The following is a 22,930-nucleotide window of genomic DNA, read 5'->3' as shown; positions in this document are numbered from 1 at the left end:
CTGGAGGACGACGCCGGAGCCGGCAGACGAAACGACGCTGAGGACGAGGAAGTCACGGTCATGCCACGGAGCTTGGTCCGCCCCCGTGAGAGCTCCCTTGCGCCATTCTGTGAATCTCCTGAGAATCCCCCATGCCGCTCCCCTCCCCCCCCGGGGCCCCACTCCTGCCCGCCTCCGCCGCCCGCGCGCCACTAGCGACCCGAGTCGGTTGCGCGGTCCCGCTGCCCGTGCAGCCGCGCGTACACCCCGCCCAGGGCCAGCAGTTCCCGGTGCGTCCCGGTCTCCACCACCCGCCCGTGGTCGAGGACGAGGATGCGGTCGGCGTCCGGCGCCAGGTTCAGATCGTGCGTGATCGTGAGCGTCGTACGGCCGGTCATCAGCCGCCTCAGCGGTCCGATCACCTGCCGCGCGGACAGCGCGTCAAGACCGGTGGTGGGCTCGTCCAGGACCAGGACGGGCGCGTTCCGCAGCATGGCCCGGGCGATCGCCACACGCTGCAACTGGCCGCCGGACAGCCGCGCGGTGTGCGGGTCGATCCGGGTGTCGTAGCCCTCGGGGAGGGCGGTGATGAAGTCGTGGGCCGCCGCGTCCCGGGCAGCCCGGACGATCTCGTGGTCGGTGGCCCCCGGCCGCCCGCAGGCGATGTTCTCGCGGAGGGTGCCGTGCAGGATGGGCGTCTCCTGCGGCAGGAGCGTGACGTTCTCGCGGAGGAAGGAGAGCGGCATGGAGTGCAGCGGCACCCCGTCCAGGCATACGGAGCCTTCGGCGGGGTCGTAGAAGCGCAGCAGCAGCTTCGCGACGGTCGACTTGCCCGCCCCGCTCGCGCCGGTGATCAGCACGAACTCCCCGGGGCCGGCGGTGAGCGCGACTCCGGCCAGGGTGCGCTTCCCGGCGCCCGGGTAGCGGAAGCCCACCTGGTCGAACTCCACCGTGCCGTGCACCCGCCAGGGCGCGACGGCCGTCCCCGGCGGCGGGTCGGCCACGGCGGGCTCGGCGTCGAGGATGTCCAGCAGCCGCTCGGCGCCCGCGGTCGCGGCGGTGAGGGTGAGGCCGAGCTGTCCGAGGTTGCGGATCGGCGGGTAGAGGTAGCCGAGGAAGGCGGCGAAGGCCAGGAGCTGGCCGATGGTCATCCGGTCCTGGGAGATCTCCCAGGCGCCGAGCCCGATGACGGCGAGGACGCACAGCGTCTCGATGACCTGGACCAGTTGCTCGTACAGCTCGCTCATCCGCGCCCCGGCCACCGACGCGCGCATCCAGGCGCCCGCTTCCCGCCGCAGCCGCTTCTCCTCGGCGGCCTTCCGGTTGTAGGCCTGGGTGAGCACGATGTTGCCCAGCGACTCCTCGACCACCGAGGTGATCGCGCCGTCGGCGATGCGCTCCTCCCGCGCGACGGCCTTGATCCGGCCGGAGAAGCTCCGCGCGGCCAGCCAGAACAGCGGCGCCAGCACAAACGTGGCCAGCGCCAGGTCCCAGCGCAGCCAGAAGGCGGCGGTGGCGAAGAAGACCGTGCTGAACAGGGCGGACACGGTTCCCACGACCCCGGAGACCACCATCTGCTCGATGGCCTCGACGTCCCCGGTGAGGCGCTCGACCAGGTCTCCTTGGCGGTGGCGCTGGAAGAAGTGCGGCGGCAGGTCCTGGACATGGCCGAAGACGCGGGCGCGCAGGCGCAGGACGAAGCGCTCGGCGGTCCACACCGCGAGCGAGTTGCCGGTGTACCCGACTGCCGCACCTAGGACCGCCACGGCGAACCACTGTCCGGCGGGGGACCAGAAGGCGCTGAGCGAGCCCTGCTGCAGGGCATGGTCCGTCAGGTTCGAGAACAGCAGGATCGCGGCCGTCTCGGCGAGCGCGGCGGAGACCACACAGAGGCAGATCAGCACCAGCCAGCGGCGGTCGCCCCGAGCCAGCGGCCAGAAGCGGCGGAAGGCCATCCGCGCCGGCAGGTGCGGGGCGGCCGGCTCGCCCTCGCAGCCCCTGCCGCCTATACGGCCGGGGGCGGGCTCGGCTCCGACCGCCCGCAGCCGCACCGTCGGCGGGTCGCCGTGGCTGGGCGCTGTGGGCGCTGTGGGCGCTGTGGGCGCTGTGCGTGCGGGGGGCACCGAGGGCACTGTCGAGGTCACGGTCGCTGTCTCTTCCGCTCTGGCATCGTCCGGCTGCCGGGGGCGTGCCGGGCTCGGACATGGCCGAAGCGGGCCCGCGGCACAGTGCCACGGGCCCGCCTCCGGTCTGTGGCTCAGAAACCGATCGGGCGACGGCGCTGGTGCTTCTTGTGCGCCGGCTTCGGGTGGTGGTGCCGGTTCCTCTTCCCCTCGGGCTTGCAGGCGGGCTTGACCGGAAGGACCTTGCGGATGCTCATGGCGATTCTCTTTCAGTTGTTTCTTTTCCGATGTCGCGCCTTTCGACTTCGACGTGGAAAACATTAGGAGGGGTTTCTGTGAGTGGGATCAGCGGAGCCTGTGCATACCCCAAGGGCCGCATGCTCGATCGGGCGCCGTCCAGGGCCTCTTGGGGTCCTTCTTCGGCCTCGGCAGCGGCTTCCGGAGCGGCTGCGTGAGCGCGTGGGGTGGCTGGGTGAACTTCTTGAAGCTCACTTCAATTCAGCCTTCGCCTGTTTTCACTGCGCCTGTCCGGTGCGGCGAGAATGACGCCACCGAGGAATTCGGTGGAGAGATGAATTCCTCGGTGAGGCTCGGTCAAGGAAATGAGGGTGACGCCGACGGAACTCGCTCGGCCGGGGTCGGCATAGCCGTCGGCCATCTGCTGCCAACGGCAGCCCTCCAGCGCCCGGACCCCCCGAACCGGCCGCCCCCGTCCCCTACTTCACCGCCGTCGGAGCCGGACCGCCGCCGCGCCCGACGGCCGTAACCGACCTGGGCCGCCCCCCGCGCGGTCCAGGTCGATCACCACTTCTTAAGCATCGCACCTGCCACTGACAATCACCCTGACCAGCACTTTCCCTGCCCCAGACCGCGCGGCCGACTCCCGCACCGACCCGGCGGACGGCTCCCCGCGAGCCCCTCCCCGGCCTCTCCCCACCCGCTCCGGACCGCCGTCTCACCCATCTCTCCCGCCCCCTCCACCCCGGGCGCGTACCGTCACCGGCATGAGACTCCTCGCCCTCTCCGGCAGTCTGCGTGCGCGCTCCTCCAATGGGGCGGTGCTGCGCTCCGCGCTCACCTTCTGGGACGGTCCGGCCGCCACCGCGGACATCGGCGCGCTCCCGCACTTCAACCCCGACCTGGACGGCGAGGGCGCCATCCCCCCGGCCCCGGTCGCCGCCCTGCGCACCGCCGCAGCGGCCGCCGACGCCCTGCTCGTCGTCAGCCCCGAATACGCGCACGGAGTCCCGGGCGTCCTCAAGAACGCCCTCGACTGGCTGGTCAGCAGCGGTGAATGCGTCGGCAAACCGGTCGCGGTGATCACCGCCTCGCCGTTCCCCACCGGCGGCGACCACGCCAACGCCCAACTACGCGAGGTCCTGCGCATGATGTCCGGCGAGGTCGTGACGGCGGCCTGCCGCGAAATCCCCGCCATCGGACCGAAGGTCGACCCCACTACGGAGCGGGTGAAGGACGAGGCCACCCTCACCGATCTGGGCATGACCATGGCTCAGCTGGCCGAAGCTGCGGCGGCCGCCGCAGCCGCCGCCCCGCTCACCACACCCTGAAGGCGGCGGCCCGCACCGCCCTCGGGCGCGCTCAGACGCCGAACAACCGCGCCGCGTTCCCGTAACAGACCCCGCGCAGCCAGTCCTCCCCGAGCTCCAGCCCGGTGAGCACCTCCAGCGCATGTGCGTACCCGTAGGGGATGTTGGGGAAGTCGCTGCCGAACAGCACCCGTTCGCCGAGATCCCTGAGCCGGCCGCGTTCCGCCCGTGGGAACGGCGCGATCCGCTCCGCGAAGTCCGTGAACGCCATGGTCGTATCGAGATGCACGCCCGGATAGCGCTGCGCGAGGTCAAGGAAGTCGTTGTACTCCGGCATCCCCATGTGCGCGATGATCAGCCGCAGCCGGGGGTGGCGGGCCAGCAGCCGTGCGATCGGTTCCGGCCCGGTGTGCTTGCCCGGCGCCGGGCCCGAGCCGCAGTGGATGACGACCGGCACCCCGGCCTCCGCGAGGGCTCCCCACACCGGGTCGAGCAGCACATCGGCCGGGTCGTACCCGCCCACCTGCACATGCGCCTTGAAAACCCGTGCCCCGTCGGCCAGTTCGGCGCGCACATACTTCGCGGCCCCGTCCTCCGGGAAGAATGTCGCGGTCCGCAGACAGTCCGGCGTACGGGACGCGAAGTCGGCCGCCCAGCCGTTCAGCCACCGCGCCATCCCCGGCTTGTGCGGATAGATCATCGACGTGAAGGCGCGTACGCCGAAGCCGCGCAGCACCGCCAGCCGCTCGTCCTCCTCGAACCGGTACGTGATCGGCCACGCCCGCCCCACCAGCGGCCCGGCCGCGTCGAAGTACGCCCAGACCTTCGCCATCACCCGCTCGGGCATGAAGTGCGTATGCACATCGATCAGCCCCGGCAGCCCCAACTCCCGCCAGAACGCGCCAACCCGCTCATCCCCGTCCGCCACACCGGGCCCCTCCCTTACGGGCGACCCACTACGGACTCGCCCCTACGGCCTCGCCTACGGCCCCGACCGGCACGGCACGGCCCCGTGGCCCGCCGAACCACCAGCCTGCACCCACCGCGCACATCTGCCTGCACACATCTGCCTGCACGCATCCCTCTGCGCATCTACCTGCACGCAGCATCTAAACGCCCCCACCCCCTCAGAACAACCCCTCCTGCCCCCTCGCCCCCTCCCGCTCCCGTTCTCCCGCCCCGCGTCCCGAGGCCCGCACCGGCACCGTCGTCACCCGCCCCGCAGCAGCCCCCAGGACCCACCCGGACAACAGCCGCGCATCCATCACCGCAACCACACCCGCCTCAACACCTGCACCTGCACCTGCACCCGGACCCGCACCCCCACCGAACCCACCGGCCCCCGTCTGCTCCCCGCCCCCGTGGGCGTCCCCGCCCTCACCCCCGACTCCGCCCCTCTCCCCGACCCCGACCCCGACCACGCCCCCCTCCCCCGCCAACCGCAGATACACATCAGCCCCCACCCCCGTCAGCACCTCCCCCACGATCTCCGCCCCGGCCGTCATCCCGCCCAGCTCCGCCACCTCACCCGGAATCCGGTCGAGGCCGAACAGGTCCGAATGGTCAGCAAAGGCGAATTCCACCGGCTCCAGCGTCTCCGGCCAGCCCGCCAACTCCCGTGCCGCGTGGTGCAGTTGAGCCAGCTCGGCGGCCCGCTCCGATACCGGGGGCAGCGCCCCGCGCGCGGCCCGCTTGGCCGCCTTCGTGAACCGGTCGGGCACCGCCAGCGCACTCCCCAGCAGCGCCTCCGCCCGCCGCGCCGCCATCAACGGCCCCCGCCCCAGCCATGCGTACGCCACCGCCCCCTGCTCCACCAGCCGGGCGGGTCCGCGCTCGGCGGCCGTGATCCCCACCTTGAGCAGCCCGGGACCGAAGTACGCGAGATAGACGCCGTACGGCCGCGGATCGTCGGCCATGGTGTCCGCGGCCACCGAACGCGACCGGTCCAACTGGGCGCACCGCGCACACTGATCCCTGGCACTCGCCCCGTCGAGCACCGCCCCATACGGGCACACGATCCAGCGGCCGGCCCGCCACACCCCCAGACACAGCCGCTCGCCCCGCGCGGCGAAGGCCAGCCGCTTGCCCGCGGGGAGCAGGCTCACCCGCGCCTCGCCCCGCTCGGCGCAATACCAGCCGAGCCGCTGCCCGAACCGCCCCACCGGCCCCGGCCCGCCGCCCGACCAGCGCGGTCCCGTACATCGCCACACACCGCCAGCGTACGACCACCCACTGACAACGCCACCCGCCCGCCGCCGCCCCCGGCCCCCGCACGCCCGCCCCGCAACCTGCACCCTCACGCACGCCCCCGCACCCACCTGGCCCGGCCCCGGCCCGCACCCTCACACGCGGCCGGCTCCCACCCGGCCCCGCGCCCCTCACCTGCCCCTCAGCCACCGACTCCCCTCAGGCCGCCCACTCCCTCACCCCGCTCCCTCACCCCACCGCCTCCCCCTCAAGCCACCAGCCCGCCCCCACTCCCCGGCCCCCGAAACGTGCTCCGATACGCCCGCGGCGACACCCCCAGCGCCGACTGGAGATGCTGCCGCAGCGAGGACGCCGTCCCGAAGCCCGCCTCGGCCGCGATCCGGTCCACCGTCAGCTCGGTCTCCTCCAGCAACTGCCGTGCCCGCTCGATCCGTTGCTGCGTCAGCCACTGGAGCGGCGAGATGCCGACCTCCTCCCGGAACCGCCGGGTGAAGGTCCGTACGCTCATCGACTCCCGCGCCGCCAGCTCCCGCAGGCTCAGCGGCCGGTCCAGGTGCTCCAGCGCCCAGGTCCGCGCCACCCCGGTGGACGAGATCTGCGGCTCCGGCATCGGCCGCCGGATGTACTGCGCCTGCCCGCCCTCCCGGTGTGGCGGCACGACCGTCCGACGCGCCACATCGTTGGCCACCGCCGCCCCGTGATCACACCGGACCATGTGCAGACACAGATCGATCCCGGAGGCGACCCCGGCCGCCGTCAGCACCTCGCCCTCGTCCGTGTACAGCACCTCCGCGTCCAGCTCGACGGCCGGGAACAACCGGCGGAAGTGCTCCACCGACCGCCAGTGGGTGGTCGCCCGCCGCCCGTCCAGCAGCCCGGCCGCGGCCAGCACGAACGCGCCCGTGCAGATCGACGCGATCCGGGCCCCGGGCCGGATCCGGCCCAGCGCGTCGGCCATCGCCGGACTCAGCCGCCCGGCGCTCCGCTCCGCCCCCAGGTCGTAGTCCATCCCGGACGCCGGTACGACCACGGTGTCGGCCTCCGCCAGCGCCTCCGGCCCGTGCGCGACATTCACCGTGAAATCCGTGTCCGTCCGCACCTCACCGGGCTCCAACGCGCAGGTCACCAGCTCGTACAGCCGCTCCCCGGCCGCCGACCGGGCCTCCCCGAAGATCCGGTGCACGATGCCCACCTCGATCGGCAGCATCCCGTCCCGCACCAGCACCGCCACCCGATGCCGCCGCCCGCTCCCCGGAACGGCCCGCACCGCCCCGGCCCCACCACTGCCCCCGCTACCACTTCCGCTCTCCACTACACCCATGGCCCGATCCTTGCACACTATGGCCATCGGGCCACTCGTCCGGCGCCCCGCTCCCGCGGAGGGTGGAGGACATGAAGGTCCTCTGGCTGTTCGCCCACCCCGACCAGCGCTCCCTGAGCGGCGCCCTGAGGGACGAGGGCCTCCGCGCCCTCGACGCCCAGGGCCACCAGCACCACGTCTCCGACCTCTACGCCATGAAGTGGAACCCGGTGGTCGACGCCGCCGACTACGGCCACGACCCGGCCGACCGCCTACTCATCGGCGCGGCCTCGGAACGCGCCTACACGGACGGCCACTTGGCCCCCGACATCCGCGCCGAACAGGACAAGCTCGACTGGGCCGACACCTTGATCGTCCAGTTCCCCCTCTGGTGGTACGGAATGCCGGCCATCCTCAAGGGCTGGTTCGACCGCGTCTTCGTCAAGGGCTTCGCCTTCGGCCTCACCGACCCGGCCACCGGCCGCCCCCAGCGTTACGGCGACGGCAAACTCACCGGCAAACGGGCCATGGTCATCACCACCGCCGGCGCCCGCGCCGCCACCCTCGGCCCGCGCGGCGTCAACGGAGACCTCAACGATCTCCTCTTCCCCCTCCAGCACGGCACCCTCTGGTACACGGGGATGTCCGTCGTCCCGCCCCTTCTGATCCCCGGCGCGGACCGCACCACCCCGACCGCCTACGCGACCGCCGCCACCCGCCTGCGGGAGCGCCTGCGCACACTTCCCACCACCGAGCCGCTCCCGTTCCGCCACCAGAACAGCGGCGACTACGACGACGAGCTCCTGCTCCACCCCGGCCTGGCCCGGCTGCCCCCGCCCCGCACCGGCCCGGCCGTCCACTACACGGCCCCGCCGCCACCGGTCCACGGATGAACCACACGCACAAAAAGCCGCAGGCCCGGTGGAATGAATCCACCAGGCCTGCGGCGTCAGTAGCGGGGACAGGATTTGAACCTGCGACCTCTGGGTTATGAGCCCAGCGAGCTACCGAGCTGCTCCACCCCGCGTCGGTGAAATGAACACTACGCGACTCCCCCGCCAATACCTAATCGCTTTCCGACCACCACCCCGCCCACACCCAACTACCGCCAAGCGCACCCCCGTTGAATCTCCCTTTGAAAAACTCCCCCCATGACACCCACCCACCACCCCACAGCCCCCGACCGCCCCGCACGCCCCACCCACCTGATCGCCGTCGCCGGCAACAGCCCCGGGGTCGGCAAATCCACCCTCTGCCGCACCCTGGCCGACTGGATAAGGACCACCGGCGCCACCGTCGACCACTTCGAAGAGGCCGACATCCTCACCCGTCCCGCCTTCCGCCCCGTGGCCGAGGAATTCGCCGACGGCGCCCACAGCGTCCACCCCGAGACCCTGGTGGCCGCCACCCGCGCCTACGTCACCGAGTCCCGCACCGCCGGCACCGACGTCCTGGTCACCGACGCCCTGCTCCCGTTCATCCCGTCCCTGGTGGCCTGGGGCCATGACGAGCCCACCATCGCCGACGTCCTACGGGAATTGGCCACCGCCGTCGAACCGGCCCGGGTGACGGTCATCTACCTCCACGACGACCCCGCAACCGCACTCCGCCGCGCCGTAGACCGCGAGGGCCCCGCCTGGGCGACCTGGTACATCACCAAGCTCGCCACCTCCCCCGGCACCCGCTCCGCCGTCCACGACCTCCCCTCAGCCGCCACCCACCTCCACCACGAGGCCACCCTGACCAGCCGCCTACTGGCCACCACCCCCTGGAACGTCCTCACCGTGGAGGTCACCAACCGCGACGCCCACCAAACGGCCCAGCACGTCCGCCGTCACCTGGCCGCGGTCTTGGACGTCACCGCCTGAGGACGTACACACGCACGGCGCATGACCGACACAGCCCTGCCGCCGCCCGCCCGCCCCGCAACCGGCCGCCACACCCCAGCGAGCAAGGCCCGGCCAGCCCCGCCCCTCACCCCCGCTCAATCCCATCCGTATCGAGCAACAACCCCCGGCGGCCGTCCGAGCACTGCGCGAGCAGCGCCGGCCCCCGCTGCTCGACGGCGAGGTACCACGTACCCGGCGCCAACTCCCCCACCGGCTCCAGCGAACCGTCCTCGCTCAGCACCTCGCGGGCAGCCGGGACGGCGAACCAGAACGGCTGGAAGCCCGGCTCCGGGTCGGCCACCACGGCACCGGCCATACGCTCGGCCTTGCGCAGCGTCTGCCGGGCATGGCTCTCCGCCACGTCACTGCCCCCGCGCTGGATGCCGTCCGTATCGCGCAGCAGCCCCCGGCGACCGTACTCAGTCCGCGCGACGAGCGCCCCGTCCCTCTGCCCGACGGCGAGGTACCAGGTGCCCGGCACCAACTCCCCCACCGGCTCCGGCGAACCGTCCTCGCTCAACATCGCGCGGGCAGCCGGAACCGCAAACCAAAACGGCTCGAAGCCCGGATCCTCAGCCACCCCGTGGTCCACGTAGTACCCACGCTCGATGCCATCCGCGTCGAGGAGCAACCCCCGCCGACCGTCCTCGGTCTGCACGACGAGCGCCTTGCCCCGCTGCTCGACGGCGAGGTACCAGGTACCCGGCACCAACTCCCCCACCGGCTCCAGCGAACCGTCCTGCCCCATGAGCGGACGGGTGGCCGGCACGGCGAACCAGAACGGCTGGACACCCCGGTCCGGGGAGGCGGCCAACGCATTCGCCAGCCGCTGCGCACTCTCCACCGTCTGAAGAGCCCGCCGCTCCGCCTCCTGCCGCAGCACCTCGCTCTCCAGACGCAACAGCTCCGCACGCCGCTCCATCTCCGCGAGCCGCCGCTCGGCTTCGCTCTGCCGGTCGGCGAGGCTCGCCGGATCGGACACGCCCCCGTACGGCGCAGCCCCGTCCGATCCGACCCCCTCCGATACGGCCCGGTTGCGCGCGATCGCGATCCGCCCACCGGTATTGCGATTGCGCTGCTGCGGCACCGGCCGGGACCTGCTCGCCAGCCTCACGCGAAGATGCCGGTAGAGGGTGTCCATGTCGATCGGATCGGGCCGCTCCGGAATGCCCTCGGTCAGCGTCGCGATCAGCTCACCGGTGAACGCCGTATAGGTCTCCCCGGGCGGCGACAGCGCGGGCCGGGTCTCCGCGGAGGCCGTCAGCAGGCAAGTCCCCTCGACAACGGCCTGGTCCGCGATGTGCGCACTGGCACTCATCCGCCCGAGCAGCGCACGTCCGCTGTAACAACAGTCGAGGATCACCACGGTCCGCTGGGCACTTGCCTGCGGATCCAGCACCGCCCGCCGCAGATACTCGTACCGCAGCGACGTGTACTCGCGTTCGCGGTCCGAGTCTGGCAGGGCGAGAAAGAGCTCGTCGGTGTGCGGATCCGTGAGCCCGTGCCCGGCGTAGTAGATGACCAGCGTGTCTTGTGCCTTACGGGCCCGGTCCCGCACCGTGTCCAGCACCTGCCCGGCACTGCCGGGCTGCGAGAGCACCGTGCAGGCCTCGGCGGGCAGCCCCCACACCGCGGGATCGGTCAGCGCCTCCCGCAGCCCCGCCAGATTCCGGGCGACCGCGGGCAGCTTCTCCAGGTTGACGTAGTCATGGATGCCCACCAATACGGCCTCCGAGCGGCCCGGGTCCGACAAGACGGCCACGGCTACTCGCCGTCTCCGTCCGCCGCCACCGGAGCGGACGCACCGCCCTCATTCCAGACCCGCAGAATCCGCTCGACCGCCTCGGGAGAGCTGTCACGCAGCGTCACCACCACACCATCCCGCTCCAGCCGGACCTGCGGCGGCCGCGGCCGCGAGCCCCGCCAGGTGGCCACAGCGGTGATCAGACTGCCCAGAGCAATGCTGTTGGCAACCACGACATTGACGAGATCCAACCCCCCGCCCATATGCCCCGGTTCCGACTCCCCCACCCCAAGCGAAGCCCTCACCTGCCCCCGCAACTCAGGCTCAGCCACCAACCACCGATACAACGACACCGCCCCCTCGGCATCCCCCACCCCACCCCCGACCGACAGCCTGACCTCCACCCACCCAGCCCCTTCCACCGCCACCACTCCCAGGCCCCCACCTTAGAAGCGCACCGTCTACCCCGACGGGGTTTTCCCCGCTCTTCCCCGCCAAGGCGGGCGGCGGGATGGTGGCGTGCACAGGCGTACCGGCACCTTCACGAGCCGCTCAGGCCCTCTGCGGTTCACCGCCGTTGATGTCAGCCGGAAACGATCGACAACACCTCAGAAACGCCGAAGACACCGAGCAAGCCAACGAGCGCGACACCGACCAGGGCCAGAACGCACATCACCGCAATGGCCACCATGACCCACGAACGCCCAACCGCCGCGTGATACTCAGCGTCGTCGTCCCAGTCCTGCACGAGCCCCTCCACATCAGCCGCTCCCGTGAGCGGCCTCAGACAGCCCGGAGGCGGCCGCCTACTGGACCGGCTCCCCTGCTTGCGCCTCTTCCTCCCATTCAACGTCCACATCCGGGTAATGGGCGGAGGTTTCGGCCCAGCGGTAGTCCCAAGTCATGCGGCTCTCGACTCATCGGAGGGTGCGCTCAGCACTACTCAGCCCGCTGTCCGAAGTGATGGGGGGCGCCGGCTGACCCGGTTGCTGTACTTCGCGGCTGTACGGCACGACAAAGCCCCCGTCCGGATTACCCGGCGGGGGCTTTGACTGCTGTGCGCTCGGCAGGATTCGAACCTGCAACCTTCTGATCCGTAGTCAGATGCTCTATCCGTTAAGCTACGAGCGCTTGGCTTTCCGGCGGTTTTTCTTGCCGGTCGGCGTTGCGGGAACAACATTACATGACCTGCGGCGTGAGGCGAAATCCATTGCCCGCAACCCCTCTGACCTGCGGAAACGCCCTTGTGGTGGGGGTTGGGGAGTTACTCGGGCCAGGGGGAGTCCTCGATGATCCGGACGAAGTTCGGGCGGGTGTAGTGGTCTTCGCAGTGATCCGGGGGCATCGGCCTTCGTATTGCCGGAAGTGGCCTGGGGGCGGCGGGCCGGGTCGGCGTGGAAGACGCGGAGGGGGCGGCGCCTGAAGTCTGGGCGCGGGACGGCGGAGACGGTGGCCTCGCGGATTTCCGCGGGGAGGGTCTTGAGTGTGACGGGGGCCACTTCCGGGGTCGGATGTCTGAGGGTTCCGGGGTGGTGGGTAGGGCGGTGGCCTCCCGGACGAGGTGGGGGCCGGTAGCCCGCCCGCGCCGCCGGTCACCGAGGACCTCGGCCGCTCCCCGGCGGGGCTCCCGCCGCCGGGCCGCCTTCAGGCCCCGCACTCCCCCCAGACCTGCACTACTAGGCCACCCAGCCGCCCGACCCCGCCGTCGCCCCAGCGACCGACGAGGCAGCCAGGAAGCGAGGTAGCGAGGAAGCCGGGGACTCCCGTAGGGGAGATCCGGTCCCGGGCCCGCCCCACCTCACCCGTAGCCACCACGCAGCCATGCCCGGCCGACCAGGTCGACCCGGCCGGCCGAGCTCGGCCCGCGCCCTGAAACGTCCCAAAACGCGTTCAGGCCCCGATCTTGGGAGATCGGGGCCTGGACGAAGAGGAGCGGAGGCGGAGGGATTTGAACCCTCGATGGGGGGTAAGCCCCAAACCGCATTAGCAGTGCGGCGCCATAGACCGGACTAGGCGACGCCTCCACACACCCCACGCGCGCATGCACGCTGTGGTGTGTCCAGATGATGGCACAGCTCCAAGGGCTGTCACCAATCGCCCCCTACGGTACTAGGCGCGTGGGCCACCCGGCAAAGACGTTTTTGCAGCGCAACGTCGGGGGCGGCAGCGCGTTAGAGGTGTCGGGGCCGCGACGACGCGCGTTGTCGTGCGCCCCCGGCGTGTACGTACCGCGTACCGCCCCGCACTCGCCTCTCTGGAGCCTGTGATGCCGTACCGCCGGACGTCGTCCCTCTTCGCCGCGGCCACCAGTGCCGCCACCGCCACAGCCGTGCTCTCCGCCGCCGTGTCCGTCGTCTCCGCCGCCACCGCGCTGGCCCTGGCGGCGCCCGCCGCGTCGGCCGCCCCGATCCCGCTGCCCCACTACCGGACCGTGGACGGCATCACCGGCGCCGGCCACCACGCCCCGTCCGGCAGACAGGGCGGCCTGCCAGACGGTGCCGATCACCACACCGTCGACGGGGATCAGCGCCGCCCGGCCAGCCACGCCGCCTCGGCCGACCACCGCGGCCCGGCCAGCCACCACACCTCGGCCGGAGACCAGCACAGCCCGGCCGACCGCCACAGCCCAGCAGGCCACCCCGCCTCGACCGCGAAGCAGCACCGCCCGTCCAACCACGACCTCCCGGCCGACCGCCTCACCTCAGCCGACCGCCTCACCCCCACCGGCCACCGCACCCCCGCCGACAAGGACACCCCCGCCCTCAACCTCTCCACCCCCTCCGTCCCCGCCCCCGCCTCCGTGGACCACCTCACCGTCACCGTCCGGGGGTCCGGGTCGGGGCGGACGGATGGGACGTTCGAGCTGTATTGCCATCCCGCGCGGGGCAACCATCCGCACGCCAAGGCGGCGTGCAAGAAGTTGGATGGGATGACGCGGTGGGGGCGGGATCCGTTTGCGCCGGTGCCGCAGGGGGCGAACTGCACGATGATTTACGGCGGGCCGGCGACCGCGCATATCACCGGGACCTGGGCGGGGCGGCCCGTCAACGCGGATTTCCGGCGCACCAATGGGTGTGAGATCAGCCGCTGGAGCAGCTTCGAACCCCTGCTCCCGTCGACCAGTTCATGACCCGGTTCATGCCCTAGTAGCGGGCCAGGTCAGGACGATGGGGCACATGTCGGGCGTGCGGTGAGTCGCACACGGCCGTGGCATTACCTCCTCGTCATCCGCCTCCGCGTCCCGGGCAAGTGCCCGTAGACTCCATCCCAGCGACCCGCCACGGTGGGTCGGCAAGGTGCGGTAACAGGGAGGAAGCGTCGTCGTGAGCAGCAGGCCATCCCGAGGCGCTGCTCGCCTCGCAGCCATACTCGACGCCCTCCCCGACGCGCTGTTGCTCGTCAACTGCAACGGCACCGTCGTCAACGCCAACACCATCGCGCTGGAGACCTTCGAGGCGCCGGGCACGGCCCTGGTGGGGCGCGGGCTGCTCGATCTGCTGCCGTCCTTCGACTCCAAGCGCATCCCGGGGTCCATGCGGCGCCTGGACGAGGAGGAGGAGCGGACCCGGACGAAGCCGACGCGGATGGTCGCGCGGCGGACGGACGGGACCGAGCTGCTGGTCGAGGTGACCAGCGCCAATCTGGAGGACGGCCGGACGCCGTACGAGTCGGCCTTCGAGGCCGCGTACGCCGATCACCGGAACGGCTATACGGGCAATGAGCTGCTGATGCTCGTCGTCCGTGACCTGACCGGGACGCTGGACACCGAGACCGAGCTGGCCCGTCAGCAGCGGCAGACCGAGATGATTCTGCGGGCCGCGGCCGAGGGTGTGGTCGGGGTCGACGCCGACGGCAAGGTCGTGCTCGTCAATCCGTCCGCGGCGCAGATCCTCGGCTACCGGGCGAGTGAGCTGGGCGGCAAGGAGCTGCATCCGCTCATTCATCACTCGCGGGCGGACGGTTCGGCGCTGCCGTGGGAGGACACCCCGCTGGCCGACACGCTCAAGTCGGGGCGCAAGCACCGGGTGCGTGGGCAGGCGCTGTGGGCGAAGGACGGCCGGGCGGTATCCGTCGATCTGACGACGGCGCCGGTGCGGGACGGCGATCAGCTCGTCGGCGCGGTGATGACCTTCACCGACCGCCGGGCGTTCGACTCGCTGGCGGCCCGGCACACCCAGCTGCTGGCGGTGCTCGACCAGGCGCTGCGCGGGCCGCTGGAGGAGCTGAAGGGCGAGCTGGGCACGCTCGCGTCGGACCCGGCGGGCCAGCTCTGGCCCGAGGCGAACCAGATCCTGCACCATCTCGCGGCGGGCCATGCCCGGATGACGACGCTGGTGGACAACGTTCTGAGCTATCAGCGGCTGGACTCCGGCAAGGAGAAGCTCAACCGCACGAAGGTTTCGCTGGACGGTGTGGTCGCGGCCGGTGTGGAGGGCGCGATCGAGCTGATCGGTCCGGGCCGGGCGCAGTTCGCGGTGCATGCGCCGCCGATAGAGGCGACGGTCGACGCGGAGCGGATCGCGCAGGCGCTGTCGCATCTGATCGCGGATGTCGCGGGGGTCGACTCGACGGGCCGGATGCCGGCCGGTGAGGCCGCCCTGGGCGGGCGCTCGGGGCCGGTCCCGGGCGATTCGACGATCGTGGTGGCGGCGGCCAAGCGCGGTGATGTCGTACGGATCGAGGTGCGCGGCCCGTTCAATGGCGGCGATCCGGTCCATGAGCCGATCGTCCGCGGCATCGTGCGGCAGCACGGCGGGCTGATGCAGACGCACGAGGTGCCCGGTGGCGGGCCCGGTGCGGGCGGCAGCGCGTATGTGCTGGAGCTCCCGGTGGCGGGGGACGGCGTGTCCCCGGACAGCACGTCCGAGGACGGTGCGACGGCCGGGGCGGACGCGCCGACCGGCAACGAGACGACGGTGATGCCGGTACCGGCGGCCCGTGCGCGCGGCACCCAGGGCAACGCGGCGGACACGGGCGCGGCCGGCGGCGGCCAGGGGCCGGACGACGAAGGACACGAGGGCGGCGAGGGGCCGTCCGGGGGTGACGGCGGGCCGGGCGGTTCCGGCGGGTCCGGTGCGCCGCTCGGTGGCGGTGGTGCCGGGACCGGCCTGGCGGTGCCGGAGCAGACGGGCGGGGCGCAGCCGACCGGTCGTCGGCGGGCGCGGCACTCGGGTACGGAGCAGGGCGCGCTTCCCGGCGGCCAGGAAGCCGGGGTGCAGCAGGCCGGTGTGCCGCGTGGTGTCGTGTCCGATGGTGCACAGGGTGCCACCGGGCCGGGAGCGGTGGACGGCGGTCCGGGGGCTCGTCCCGGGCAGGGTGACGCCGCGCAGGGGGCCCAGGGTGGCCCCGTCACGGACGGCCGGGGGCTGCCGCCCGGTATGGCGGGGGCCGAGGCCGTACCGCCGACAGGACGGCGCCGGGCCCGGCAGGGCGCTACGGAGGGCGGCGGACTGCCCGCGCTTCCCCCTGGGGCGAGCCCGGCTCCGGAGCGGCCGCACGGGCCCGCGACGGGACCGCAGGGCCAAGCGCCGCAGGGCCGGACACCGCAGGGCCAGGGACCGGCCGCCGGTCCGCAAGGGCCCGCGGCGCCGTCGGCCAACGGGGCGTCGCCGGTGCCGGCCTCCGCCTCGGCGCCCCGGCGGACGAGCCCGCAGATTCCAGGTCAGAGCCCGGCTCCGGGGCAGACTCCGGCGCCGGGCCGGCCGCATGTTCCGGGGCAGGCCACGGGCCCCGGCCAGACACCGCCCCCGGGTCCCCAGGGGCTCGCGCCCGTCCAGGCGGGTGGCCGACGGGCGCGCCGGGCGCTGGCCGAGGCACCCGAGCGGACCGCCCCGGGTGAGCGGAACGGGGCAGCCGCGGCCTCCGGGGCGCAGCAGCAGACGGGTGCGCGTACCGCCTTCGCGCTGCCGCCCGCAGCCGCGGACCGGACCCCAGAGTCGTCGGTGCCGGCGCTGCCCGCGCCCGCCGACCAGGTGCCCGCGCAGTCGGCCGGTCCGCAGGAGGCCGCCGGTACGGGACGCCGCAGGGCGCGTCGGCCGGTGGCCGGGGGCCCGGAGACGGCGGTTCCCGGCGGTCCGGAGGCGTCGGTGCCGGGCGGTCCGAACGCCGCGCTGCCCGGCGGCCCGAACGCGTCCATGCCCGGCGCACCGCACGGCCACGAGCTCGAAGGGGCCGTCAGCTCCGGTGCGCCGCAAGGCGAGTGGGACGGCGAGCCGACCGGCAGACGGCGGGCCCGGCGGGCCGCGGCCGAGGAGCGTGCGGCGGCCGCGATGGCCGACGCCGAGTCGTCCGGCACCTTTGTCGCGGGCCCGGAGGGGCTCGTGGCGCAGCCCACGGAGCCCAGCGAGCCCGCCGAGGCGACGGGTACGGCCGGTGGCACGGCGCCCGGTATCGCCCCCGCGCCGGAGGCCGGTCCGGCCCAGGCGCCCGCCGCACCGCAGCCGTCCCCCGCTCCCGTGGCGCCTCAGGAACCTCAGAGCCCGCAGGCCCCGCAGGCCCCTACCGGCCGTCGGCGGGGCCGTCCCAGCCCTGCCGAGGAGGCTGCGGGCCCGCCGCCCGTGCCGCCGCAGGGCGCGCCCGCCGCGGCGGCGCACCGGCAGCCGCTGCCGCCGGCCGCCGAGGACGACGGGCATGCCGCGGGGCACTCCCAGGGGCGGGCGTTCAGCGTGCGGACGCTCGGTCAGGGGGTGCCGTTCGCCCAGCAGATCGCCGATCAGCAGCGCCCGCCGGTGCCGCCCGGCAGCACCCCGCCGGGCGGTACGTCCGCCGGTTCGGGCCGCCGCCGTAAGCTCGCCGCGCCGCCGGAGGACCGGCGTGCGGCGGGCGCCGAGCCCACGCCGGCCGAGGCGCCCGCGCACCCCGGTGCCCCGCAGCCCAAGCCGCAGGCCCCGGACCGGCCGCAGTCCCCGGCGCAGCCGCAGCCGCAGCCGCATCTGATGGATGCCAGTGAGGGCCGGGCCTTTGCGATCTCCGCGCCCGATGAGGGCAGCGAGGGCCCCGAGCCGCTGGACGGCCCGAACGGCGCCATAGAGGTGATGGACCGGCAGCCGATGCCGATGGACGACGAGTTGCCGCCGGAGCCACTGGACAATCCGCGCCGGCTGCTGGTCTGGCCGGCGCCGGATGTCGCCACCCAGCAGGCGCTGAGCGACCGCGGCTACCGCCCGGTGATCGTCAACTCCCGCGAGGAGGTGGACGCCCAGATCGCCGCGTATCCGGCGGCGCTCTTCGTCGACCCGCTGACCGGGCCGATCACCCGTACCGCGCTTCAGTCGCTGCGTCAGGCGGCGGGCGCGGCCGAGGTCCCCGTTCTGGTGACCGCCGGTCTGGGGCAGGCCACCCGGGAGGCGGCGTACGGTGCCGACCCGGCCGTGCTGCTCAAGGCGCTGGCCCCGCGCGACAGTGACGTGCACCCGCCGCGGGTGCTGCTGATCGAGCAGAACGACGACATCGCGGGCGCCCTGACCGCGTCGCTGGAGCGGCGCGGGATGCAGGTCGCCCGGGCCGGCGGGGATGCCGACGCGGTCACCCTCGCGTCGCAGATGCGGCCGAATCTGGTCGTGATGGATCTGATGCAGGTGCGGCGCCGCCGGGCCGGCATCGTCGACTGGCTGCGCGCCAACGGGCTGCTCGACCACACGCCGCTGGTCGTCTACACCTCCGCCGACATGGACCCGGCGCAGCTGCCCCGACTGGCGGCCGGGGAGACGGTGCTCTTCCTGGCGGAGCGCTCCACGAGCGCCGAGGTGCAGGGCCGGATCGTCGACCTGCTCGCCAAGATCGGCACGAACTGACCCGTGGTGGGGCCCGGACCACCGGGCCCCACCGCATGGGCGTCTACGCCAGCAGCGTCACGTCCAGCTCGCCCTCCGCGTACTGCCTGCGCAGCACCTTCTTGTCGAACTTGCCCACGCTCGTCTTGGGCACCGCCGGGATCACCGCCCACCGCTCCGGCAGCTGCCAGCGCGCGATCCGCTCGCCGAGGAACGCCTTCAGCTCCTCGTAGCCGATGGTCGCGCCGTCGTTGAGCACCACCGTCGCCAGCGGCCGCTCGCCCCACTTGTCGTCCGGGACGGCGACCACCGCGGCCTCGACGACATGCGGGTGCGCCATCAGATGGTTCTCCAGCTCGACCGAGGAGATCCATTCGCCGCCGGACTTGATGACGTCCTTGGCGCGGTCGGTCAGCGTGAGGTAGCCGTTCGGGGTGATGGTGCCGACGTCGCCGGTGCGCAGCCAGCCGTCGGGGCTGAACTTGTCCTCGGGGCGCAGCGGGTCGCCCTGTGCGCCGCCGTAGTAGGCGCCCGCGATCCACGGCCCGCGGATCTCCAGTTCGCCCGCGGCCCGGCCGTCCCAGGGCAGCTGCTCGCCGTCGGGGCCGATCAGCCGGGCCTCGACGGAGGCGGGGAAGCGGCCCTGGGTGGCGCGGTAGGTCCACTCCTCGTCGCCGCTGACGCCGGCCGGCGGGTGGGCGACGCTGCCGAGCGGGGAGGTCTCGGTCATGCCCCAGGCGTGCACGACGCGGATGCCGTGCCGCTCCTCGAAGCCGCGCATCAGGGCGGGCGGGCAGGCGGAGCCGCCGATGACGACCGTCCGCAGACAGGCCACTCCCCCAGCCTCCGGCCGGGAGGTACCCCCACCGCGCTGTCGTGAGTCCAGTTCGGCGAGCAGGCCCTGCCAGATGGTGGGGACGGCGGCGCCGATGGTGGGCCGGACGGTCTCGATCATCTCGGCGAGCGGCGCGGGCTGGAGGAAGCGGTCCGGCATCAGCAGCGAGGCACCGGCCATGAACGCGGCGTGCGGCAGGCCCCAGGCGTTGACGTGGAACATCGGCACGACCGGCAGGGTGATGTCGCGGGAGCTGAGCGCGAACGCCTCGGCGGTGTTGACCTGCATCGAGTGCAGGTAGAGCGAACGGTGGCTGTAGAGGACGCCCTTGGGGTCGCCGGTGGTGCCGGAGGTGTAGCAGAGCGCCGCGGCCTCCCGCTCGTCGGTCTCCGGCCAGGCGTAGCTCTCCGGGCGGTCGGCGATCAGCTCTTCGTAGTCGTGCACCCGGGCCTGCGCGCCGTCGAGGACCGAGCGGTCGCCGGGGCCCGCGACGACGATGTGACGGAGCTTCGGCAGCTGCGGGAGCAGCGGGGCGAGCAGCGGGAGCAGGGTGCCGTTGACGAGTACGACGCGGTCCTCGGCGTGGTTGATGATCCACACCAGCTGTTCGTCGGGCAGCCGCAGATTGAGGGTGTGCAGCACCGCCCCCATGGAGGGGATCGCGAGATAGGCCTCCATGTGTTCCGCGTTGTTCCACATGAGCGTGCCGACCCGTTCCTCGCCGGCCACCGACAGCTCGTCGCGCAGCGCATGGGCGAGCTGGGCGGCCCGGCGGCCGATCTCGGCGAAGCTGCGCCGGTGCGGGTCCCCCTCGGTCCAGGTGATGACCTGCGATTCACCGTGAACCGTCGACCCGTGGGTCAGGATTCGCGAGACGGTGAGCGGTACGTCCTGCATCGTGCTGAGCACCGGGTGCCTCCGCTGTGTACGGGCGGGTAATGGTGCTGAGATTGTCGACGCATACCGCTTGGTATGTCACGCCCCCAGCGGTGTGTTCTTGCCCGCTCATGGCGGCATATGGCCGGGAGCGGGGCGGGGCACGGGGCGGGCCGCCGCGGGCCGCGCCACCCCGCCCGGCAGTTTTCCGGCGCCGCCGCCCCGCCCGGCCGCCCCCACCCCCGTTCCCCCAGGTCAAAGGGCGGGCAGCCGCCGTTCACCCGGAGGGATGGCCCTTACGGCACGTTGCTTGTGCGGTGTCCGGACGGAGCAGCACGCTGACGAGCGTCCGGATTTCCCGGTTCCTCTTCTGACAGGAGCGTCTTATGCGCCCCCACCTCGGTCGTTGCCTCGTCGTTGCCGCCCTGGGCGGTGTCGGTGTCCTGGCCTGCGGCACCGCTCAGGCGGCACCCTCGGCCGCCCCGGCCCCGCGGGCCTCCGTCGACGGCCCCTCCCTCGGCCGCCCGCTGTTCGGCGGGCAGTTGGGCACCGTCGCCGGGCTGGGCGGCGGCGTGATCTCCGGTGGCGGACGGCCGGTGGCCACCCAGGCGGGCGGCGGGCGGTGAGGCCGCGGCGCTGACCGCCGGCCACCGGCGGGCCGGCCGGCCGCTCACGGGCGCCGATCGGCCACCGGGGTCACCGCCTGGAGGACCAGCACCGACAGATCGTCCTCGACCGGGCCGGTGCCGAAGTCGTGGGCGGCGCGCCGGACATGCTCGGCGAGGGCCTTGGCGCCCAGCCCCGTCCCGTCCCGCAGTACCTCGATCAGGCCGTCGTTGTCGTCCAGCTGCCAGTTGCCGCAGCGGCGTTCGGTGACCCCGTCGGTCACACACAGCAGCGTCTCGCCCGGGGCGAGGGCGAAGGAGCTGGCCCGGAATTCGGTGCCCTCGTCGATGCCGAGCAGCATCTGGGGGTCGGAGGCCGCCTCGACCCTGCCGTCGACGAACATGTGCAGCGGCGGCGGATGGCCGGCGGTGGCGACCGTACAGCGGGCCCCGGGGGTGCCCGGATCGACCTCCAGCTCGCCGTACAGCAGGCTCAGAAAGCGGGAGCTGGCCTGTTCGCCGCCGAGCTCCACCGCCTCCGCGCTCTCCTCGGCCATGGCCAGATTCAGCCTGTCGAGCACCGACTCGACGCCGTGCCCCTCGCGGGCCAGCAGCCGCACCAGATGGCGGGCCAGGCCGGTGACGGACATCGCCTCCGGGTCCTTGCCCTGGACGTCGCCGAGCAGGAAGCACCAGCGCCGGTCGCCCATCGGGAAGACGTCGTAGAAGTCGCCGCCGACGGTCTGGCCCTCGCCGTGCGGCTCGTAGACGATCGCCGTGTCGACGCCGGGGATGCTGGCGAGCGTCGCGGGCAGCTGCCGCCGCTGGAGCGCCAGGCTGATCGTGGTCTGCCGGGTGTACTTCCGGGCGGTGAACACGGCCTGCGCGACCCGGCGCGCCACATCCTCGACCATCCGCACCACGGTGTCGGTCATCTGGAGGTGTCCCGCCCGGCCGAGCAGCAGCATGCCCTGGTCGGTGTCCCGGGCGACCAGCGGGAAGGCCAGCGCGGACCCGCCCGAGGAGGTCGCGCCGGCGCATTCCGGCCAGGGCCAGGGGGTCCCGGCGGTGCGGATGAGGTCGGCCGGCGGGTCCAGCTCCAGGTCGGCGCGGAGCGGCGCGATCCGCCGCTCATCGACGTGCCAGACCCGGGAGAGCTGCATCGTGCCGCTGTCGGTGGTCAGCCAGATCGCGCACCAGTCGGCGAGCCGGGGCACCAGCAGCTGGGCGGCGAGCGCGGTGACCATGTCCTGGTCGAGTTGCCCGGCCAGCAGTTCGCTGGTCTCGGCGAGGAAGGACGGGCCGCCGCGGTCGGCCCACTCGGCGGCGTAGCCGTGCGGACGGCGGCGCTGGGCGGCGGGCTGGGCGACGGGCTGGTCCGGCGGCGCGACGGCCCGCGTCTCGGGCCGCGGCACGGAGCCGATCGTGCCGGGTTGGCCCTCGGTGGCCTCCAGCCGGAACCACACGGTCTTCACCGACTTGCGGTAGGTCACGCCCCACGATTCCGCCAGTGCGCTCACCAGCTGGAGGCCGTATCCCGGCTCGCCGGTGCGGGCGTCCACCCCGCCCCGTACGCGCCGGGCCGGATGGCGGTCGGAGACCTCCATGACCAGGCCCAGCCTGGCCCGGCGGCGTTCCCCGTCGCCCTCGGCGGGGTCCTGGTCGTGCTCCAGCCGGCAGGTCACGTCGATCTCGGTACCGGCGTACATCACGGCATTGGTGACCAGCTCGCTGGTGAGCAGGACGGCGTCGTGGATGAGTTCCGCGTTGATCGCTGCCGAGCCGGGCCCTGCGGTGGCGGGTGGTGCGGCGGCCCGTTCGGTGAGCAGCGCGCGCACGAATTTGCGTGCGCCGGCGGCCGCGAGCTGGTTCGCGGGCAGGCCTTTCCGGGACACGGATTCCGTCGTGTGCGGGGAGGACAGCGGTACCACTGCGCCCCCTGGATATGCCGGGAAAAAGTGATTACGAGCGCTTTATACTATGTCATACCTGCCTAAATGGATCACTCTGCCCGATGGGATTTCCCCGCTTCGATCACTGGGGGATGGTGTG

At 72.9% G+C, this 22,930-nt stretch carries 14 protein-coding genes, 3 tRNA genes and 5 pseudogenes; 6 read left to right on the top strand and 16 right to left on the bottom strand.

The annotated features are described in order from the left end of the window. Positions 1–191 precede the first annotated feature (191 nt). Both QT196_RS21065 and QT196_RS21060 read right to left on the bottom strand, forming a co-directional pair. On the bottom strand, positions 192–1,934 hold the full coding sequence (locus QT196_RS21065) for an ABC transporter ATP-binding protein (RefSeq protein ID WP_290356693.1): 1,743 nt from the start codon (positions 1,932–1,934) through the stop codon (positions 192–194). Between the two features lie 302 nt (positions 1,935–2,236). Then, a complete protein-coding gene (locus QT196_RS21060; protein WP_266738119.1) occupies positions 2,237–2,359 on the bottom strand; it encodes a hypothetical protein in 123 nt (40 codons plus the stop codon). Between the two features lie 747 nt (positions 2,360–3,106). Between QT196_RS21060 and QT196_RS21055 the strand changes: the two genes are divergently transcribed. Beyond that, positions 3,107–3,670, top strand: coding sequence for an NADPH-dependent FMN reductase (locus QT196_RS21055; RefSeq protein ID WP_290355426.1), 564 nt, complete (start codon positions 3,107–3,109; stop codon positions 3,668–3,670). Positions 3,671–3,701: 31 nt separating this feature from the next. On the opposite strand, the gene QT196_RS21050 is transcribed toward QT196_RS21055, so the two are convergent. The 3 genes from QT196_RS21050 to QT196_RS21040 all read right to left on the bottom strand — a co-directional run bounded on the left by QT196_RS21050 (position 3,702) and on the right by QT196_RS21040 (position 7,178). Then, positions 3,702–4,577 carry an amidohydrolase family protein gene (locus QT196_RS21050; protein ID WP_168480550.1) on the bottom strand — a complete coding sequence of 292 codons (876 nt, stop codon included), beginning with the start codon at positions 4,575–4,577 and terminating at the stop codon, positions 3,702–3,704. A gap of 199 nt (positions 4,578–4,776) precedes the next feature. Beyond that, a complete protein-coding gene (locus QT196_RS21045) occupies positions 4,777–5,859 on the bottom strand; it encodes a DUF2797 domain-containing protein (RefSeq protein WP_290355425.1) in 1,083 nt (360 codons plus the stop codon). A 245-nt stretch (positions 5,860–6,104) separates the two neighbouring features. After that, complete coding sequence (locus QT196_RS21040) at positions 6,105–7,178, bottom strand: helix-turn-helix domain-containing protein (protein WP_290355424.1); 1,074 nt, start codon at positions 7,176–7,178, stop codon at positions 6,105–6,107. A 71-nt stretch (positions 7,179–7,249) separates the two neighbouring features. On the opposite strand from QT196_RS21040, the gene QT196_RS21035 reads away from it, so the two are divergent. Next, entirely contained in the window at positions 7,250–8,050 is an 801-nt protein-coding gene (locus QT196_RS21035) for an NAD(P)H-dependent oxidoreductase (RefSeq protein WP_168480549.1), read from the top strand. Between the two features lie 60 nt (positions 8,051–8,110). Here QT196_RS21035 and QT196_RS21030 read toward each other — a convergent pair. Continuing rightward, positions 8,111–8,184: transfer RNA gene (locus QT196_RS21030), tRNA-Met, on the bottom strand. Positions 8,185–8,308: 124 nt separating this feature from the next. Between QT196_RS21030 and QT196_RS21025 the strand changes: the two genes are divergently transcribed. After that, a complete protein-coding gene (locus QT196_RS21025) occupies positions 8,309–9,025 on the top strand; it encodes a hypothetical protein (protein WP_168480548.1) in 717 nt (238 codons plus the stop codon). Between the two features lie 106 nt (positions 9,026–9,131). Here QT196_RS21025 and QT196_RS21020 read toward each other — a convergent pair. The 8 genes and pseudogenes from QT196_RS21020 to QT196_RS20985 form a co-directional block, all read right to left on the bottom strand. Further along, positions 9,132–9,326, bottom strand: a pseudogene (locus QT196_RS21020) (hypothetical protein); the annotation flags it as partial. Between the two features lie 90 nt (positions 9,327–9,416). Then, positions 9,417–9,608 (bottom strand): annotated as a pseudogene (locus QT196_RS21015) (hypothetical protein); the annotation flags it as partial. Positions 9,609–9,644: 36 nt separating this feature from the next. After that, positions 9,645–9,830, bottom strand: a pseudogene (locus tag QT196_RS21010) (hypothetical protein); the annotation flags it as partial. Positions 9,831–10,136: 306 nt separating this feature from the next. Further along, positions 10,137–10,766: pseudogene (locus QT196_RS21005) on the bottom strand (caspase family protein); the annotation flags it as partial. A gap of 44 nt (positions 10,767–10,810) precedes the next feature. Next, the gene (locus QT196_RS21000) at positions 10,811–11,164 is read right to left on the bottom strand and encodes a hypothetical protein (RefSeq protein WP_290356692.1); all 354 of its coding nucleotides are present in this window, start codon (positions 11,162–11,164) and stop codon (positions 10,811–10,813) included. A gap of 209 nt (positions 11,165–11,373) precedes the next feature. Beyond that, positions 11,374–11,538 carry a hypothetical protein gene (locus QT196_RS20995; RefSeq protein ID WP_168480545.1) on the bottom strand — a complete coding sequence of 55 codons (165 nt, stop codon included), beginning with the start codon at positions 11,536–11,538 and terminating at the stop codon, positions 11,374–11,376. Between the two features lie 310 nt (positions 11,539–11,848). Continuing rightward, positions 11,849–11,921, bottom strand: a tRNA-Arg gene (locus tag QT196_RS20990). A gap of 802 nt (positions 11,922–12,723) precedes the next feature. Further along, a tRNA-Ser gene (locus QT196_RS20985) sits at positions 12,724–12,814 on the bottom strand. Positions 12,815–13,593: 779 nt separating this feature from the next. Here QT196_RS20985 and QT196_RS20980 point away from each other — a divergent pair. Then, positions 13,594–13,920, top strand: a pseudogene (locus tag QT196_RS20980) (SSI family serine proteinase inhibitor); the annotation flags it as partial. A gap of 193 nt (positions 13,921–14,113) precedes the next feature. Next, positions 14,114–18,583: a PAS domain-containing protein gene (locus QT196_RS20975; RefSeq protein ID WP_290355423.1), complete on the top strand. Its 4,470-nt coding sequence runs from the start codon at positions 14,114–14,116 to the stop codon at positions 18,581–18,583. Between the two features lie 43 nt (positions 18,584–18,626). On the opposite strand, the gene QT196_RS20970 is transcribed toward QT196_RS20975, so the two are convergent. After that, complete coding sequence (locus tag QT196_RS20970; protein ID WP_290355422.1) at positions 18,627–20,306, bottom strand: long-chain fatty acid--CoA ligase; 1,680 nt, start codon at positions 20,304–20,306, stop codon at positions 18,627–18,629. Positions 20,307–20,659: 353 nt separating this feature from the next. Between QT196_RS20970 and QT196_RS20965 the strand changes: the two genes are divergently transcribed. After that, complete coding sequence (locus tag QT196_RS20965) at positions 20,660–20,899, top strand: hypothetical protein (RefSeq protein ID WP_168480535.1); 240 nt, start codon at positions 20,660–20,662, stop codon at positions 20,897–20,899. Positions 20,900–20,943: 44 nt separating this feature from the next. Here the strand turns inward: QT196_RS20965 and QT196_RS20960 are convergent, their stop codons facing one another. After that, entirely contained in the window at positions 20,944–22,773 is a 1,830-nt protein-coding gene (locus QT196_RS20960) for a SpoIIE family protein phosphatase (RefSeq protein WP_248001235.1), read from the bottom strand. Between the last annotated feature and the right edge of the window lie 157 nt (positions 22,774–22,930).

It is taken from the genome of Streptomyces sp. P9-2B-2, from assembly GCF_030406865.1.
In the GTDB taxonomy this organism is placed as follows: domain Bacteria; phylum Actinomycetota; class Actinomycetes; order Streptomycetales; family Streptomycetaceae; genus Streptomyces; species Streptomyces platensis.
This window is presented reverse-complemented; position numbering and strand designations above follow the sequence as displayed.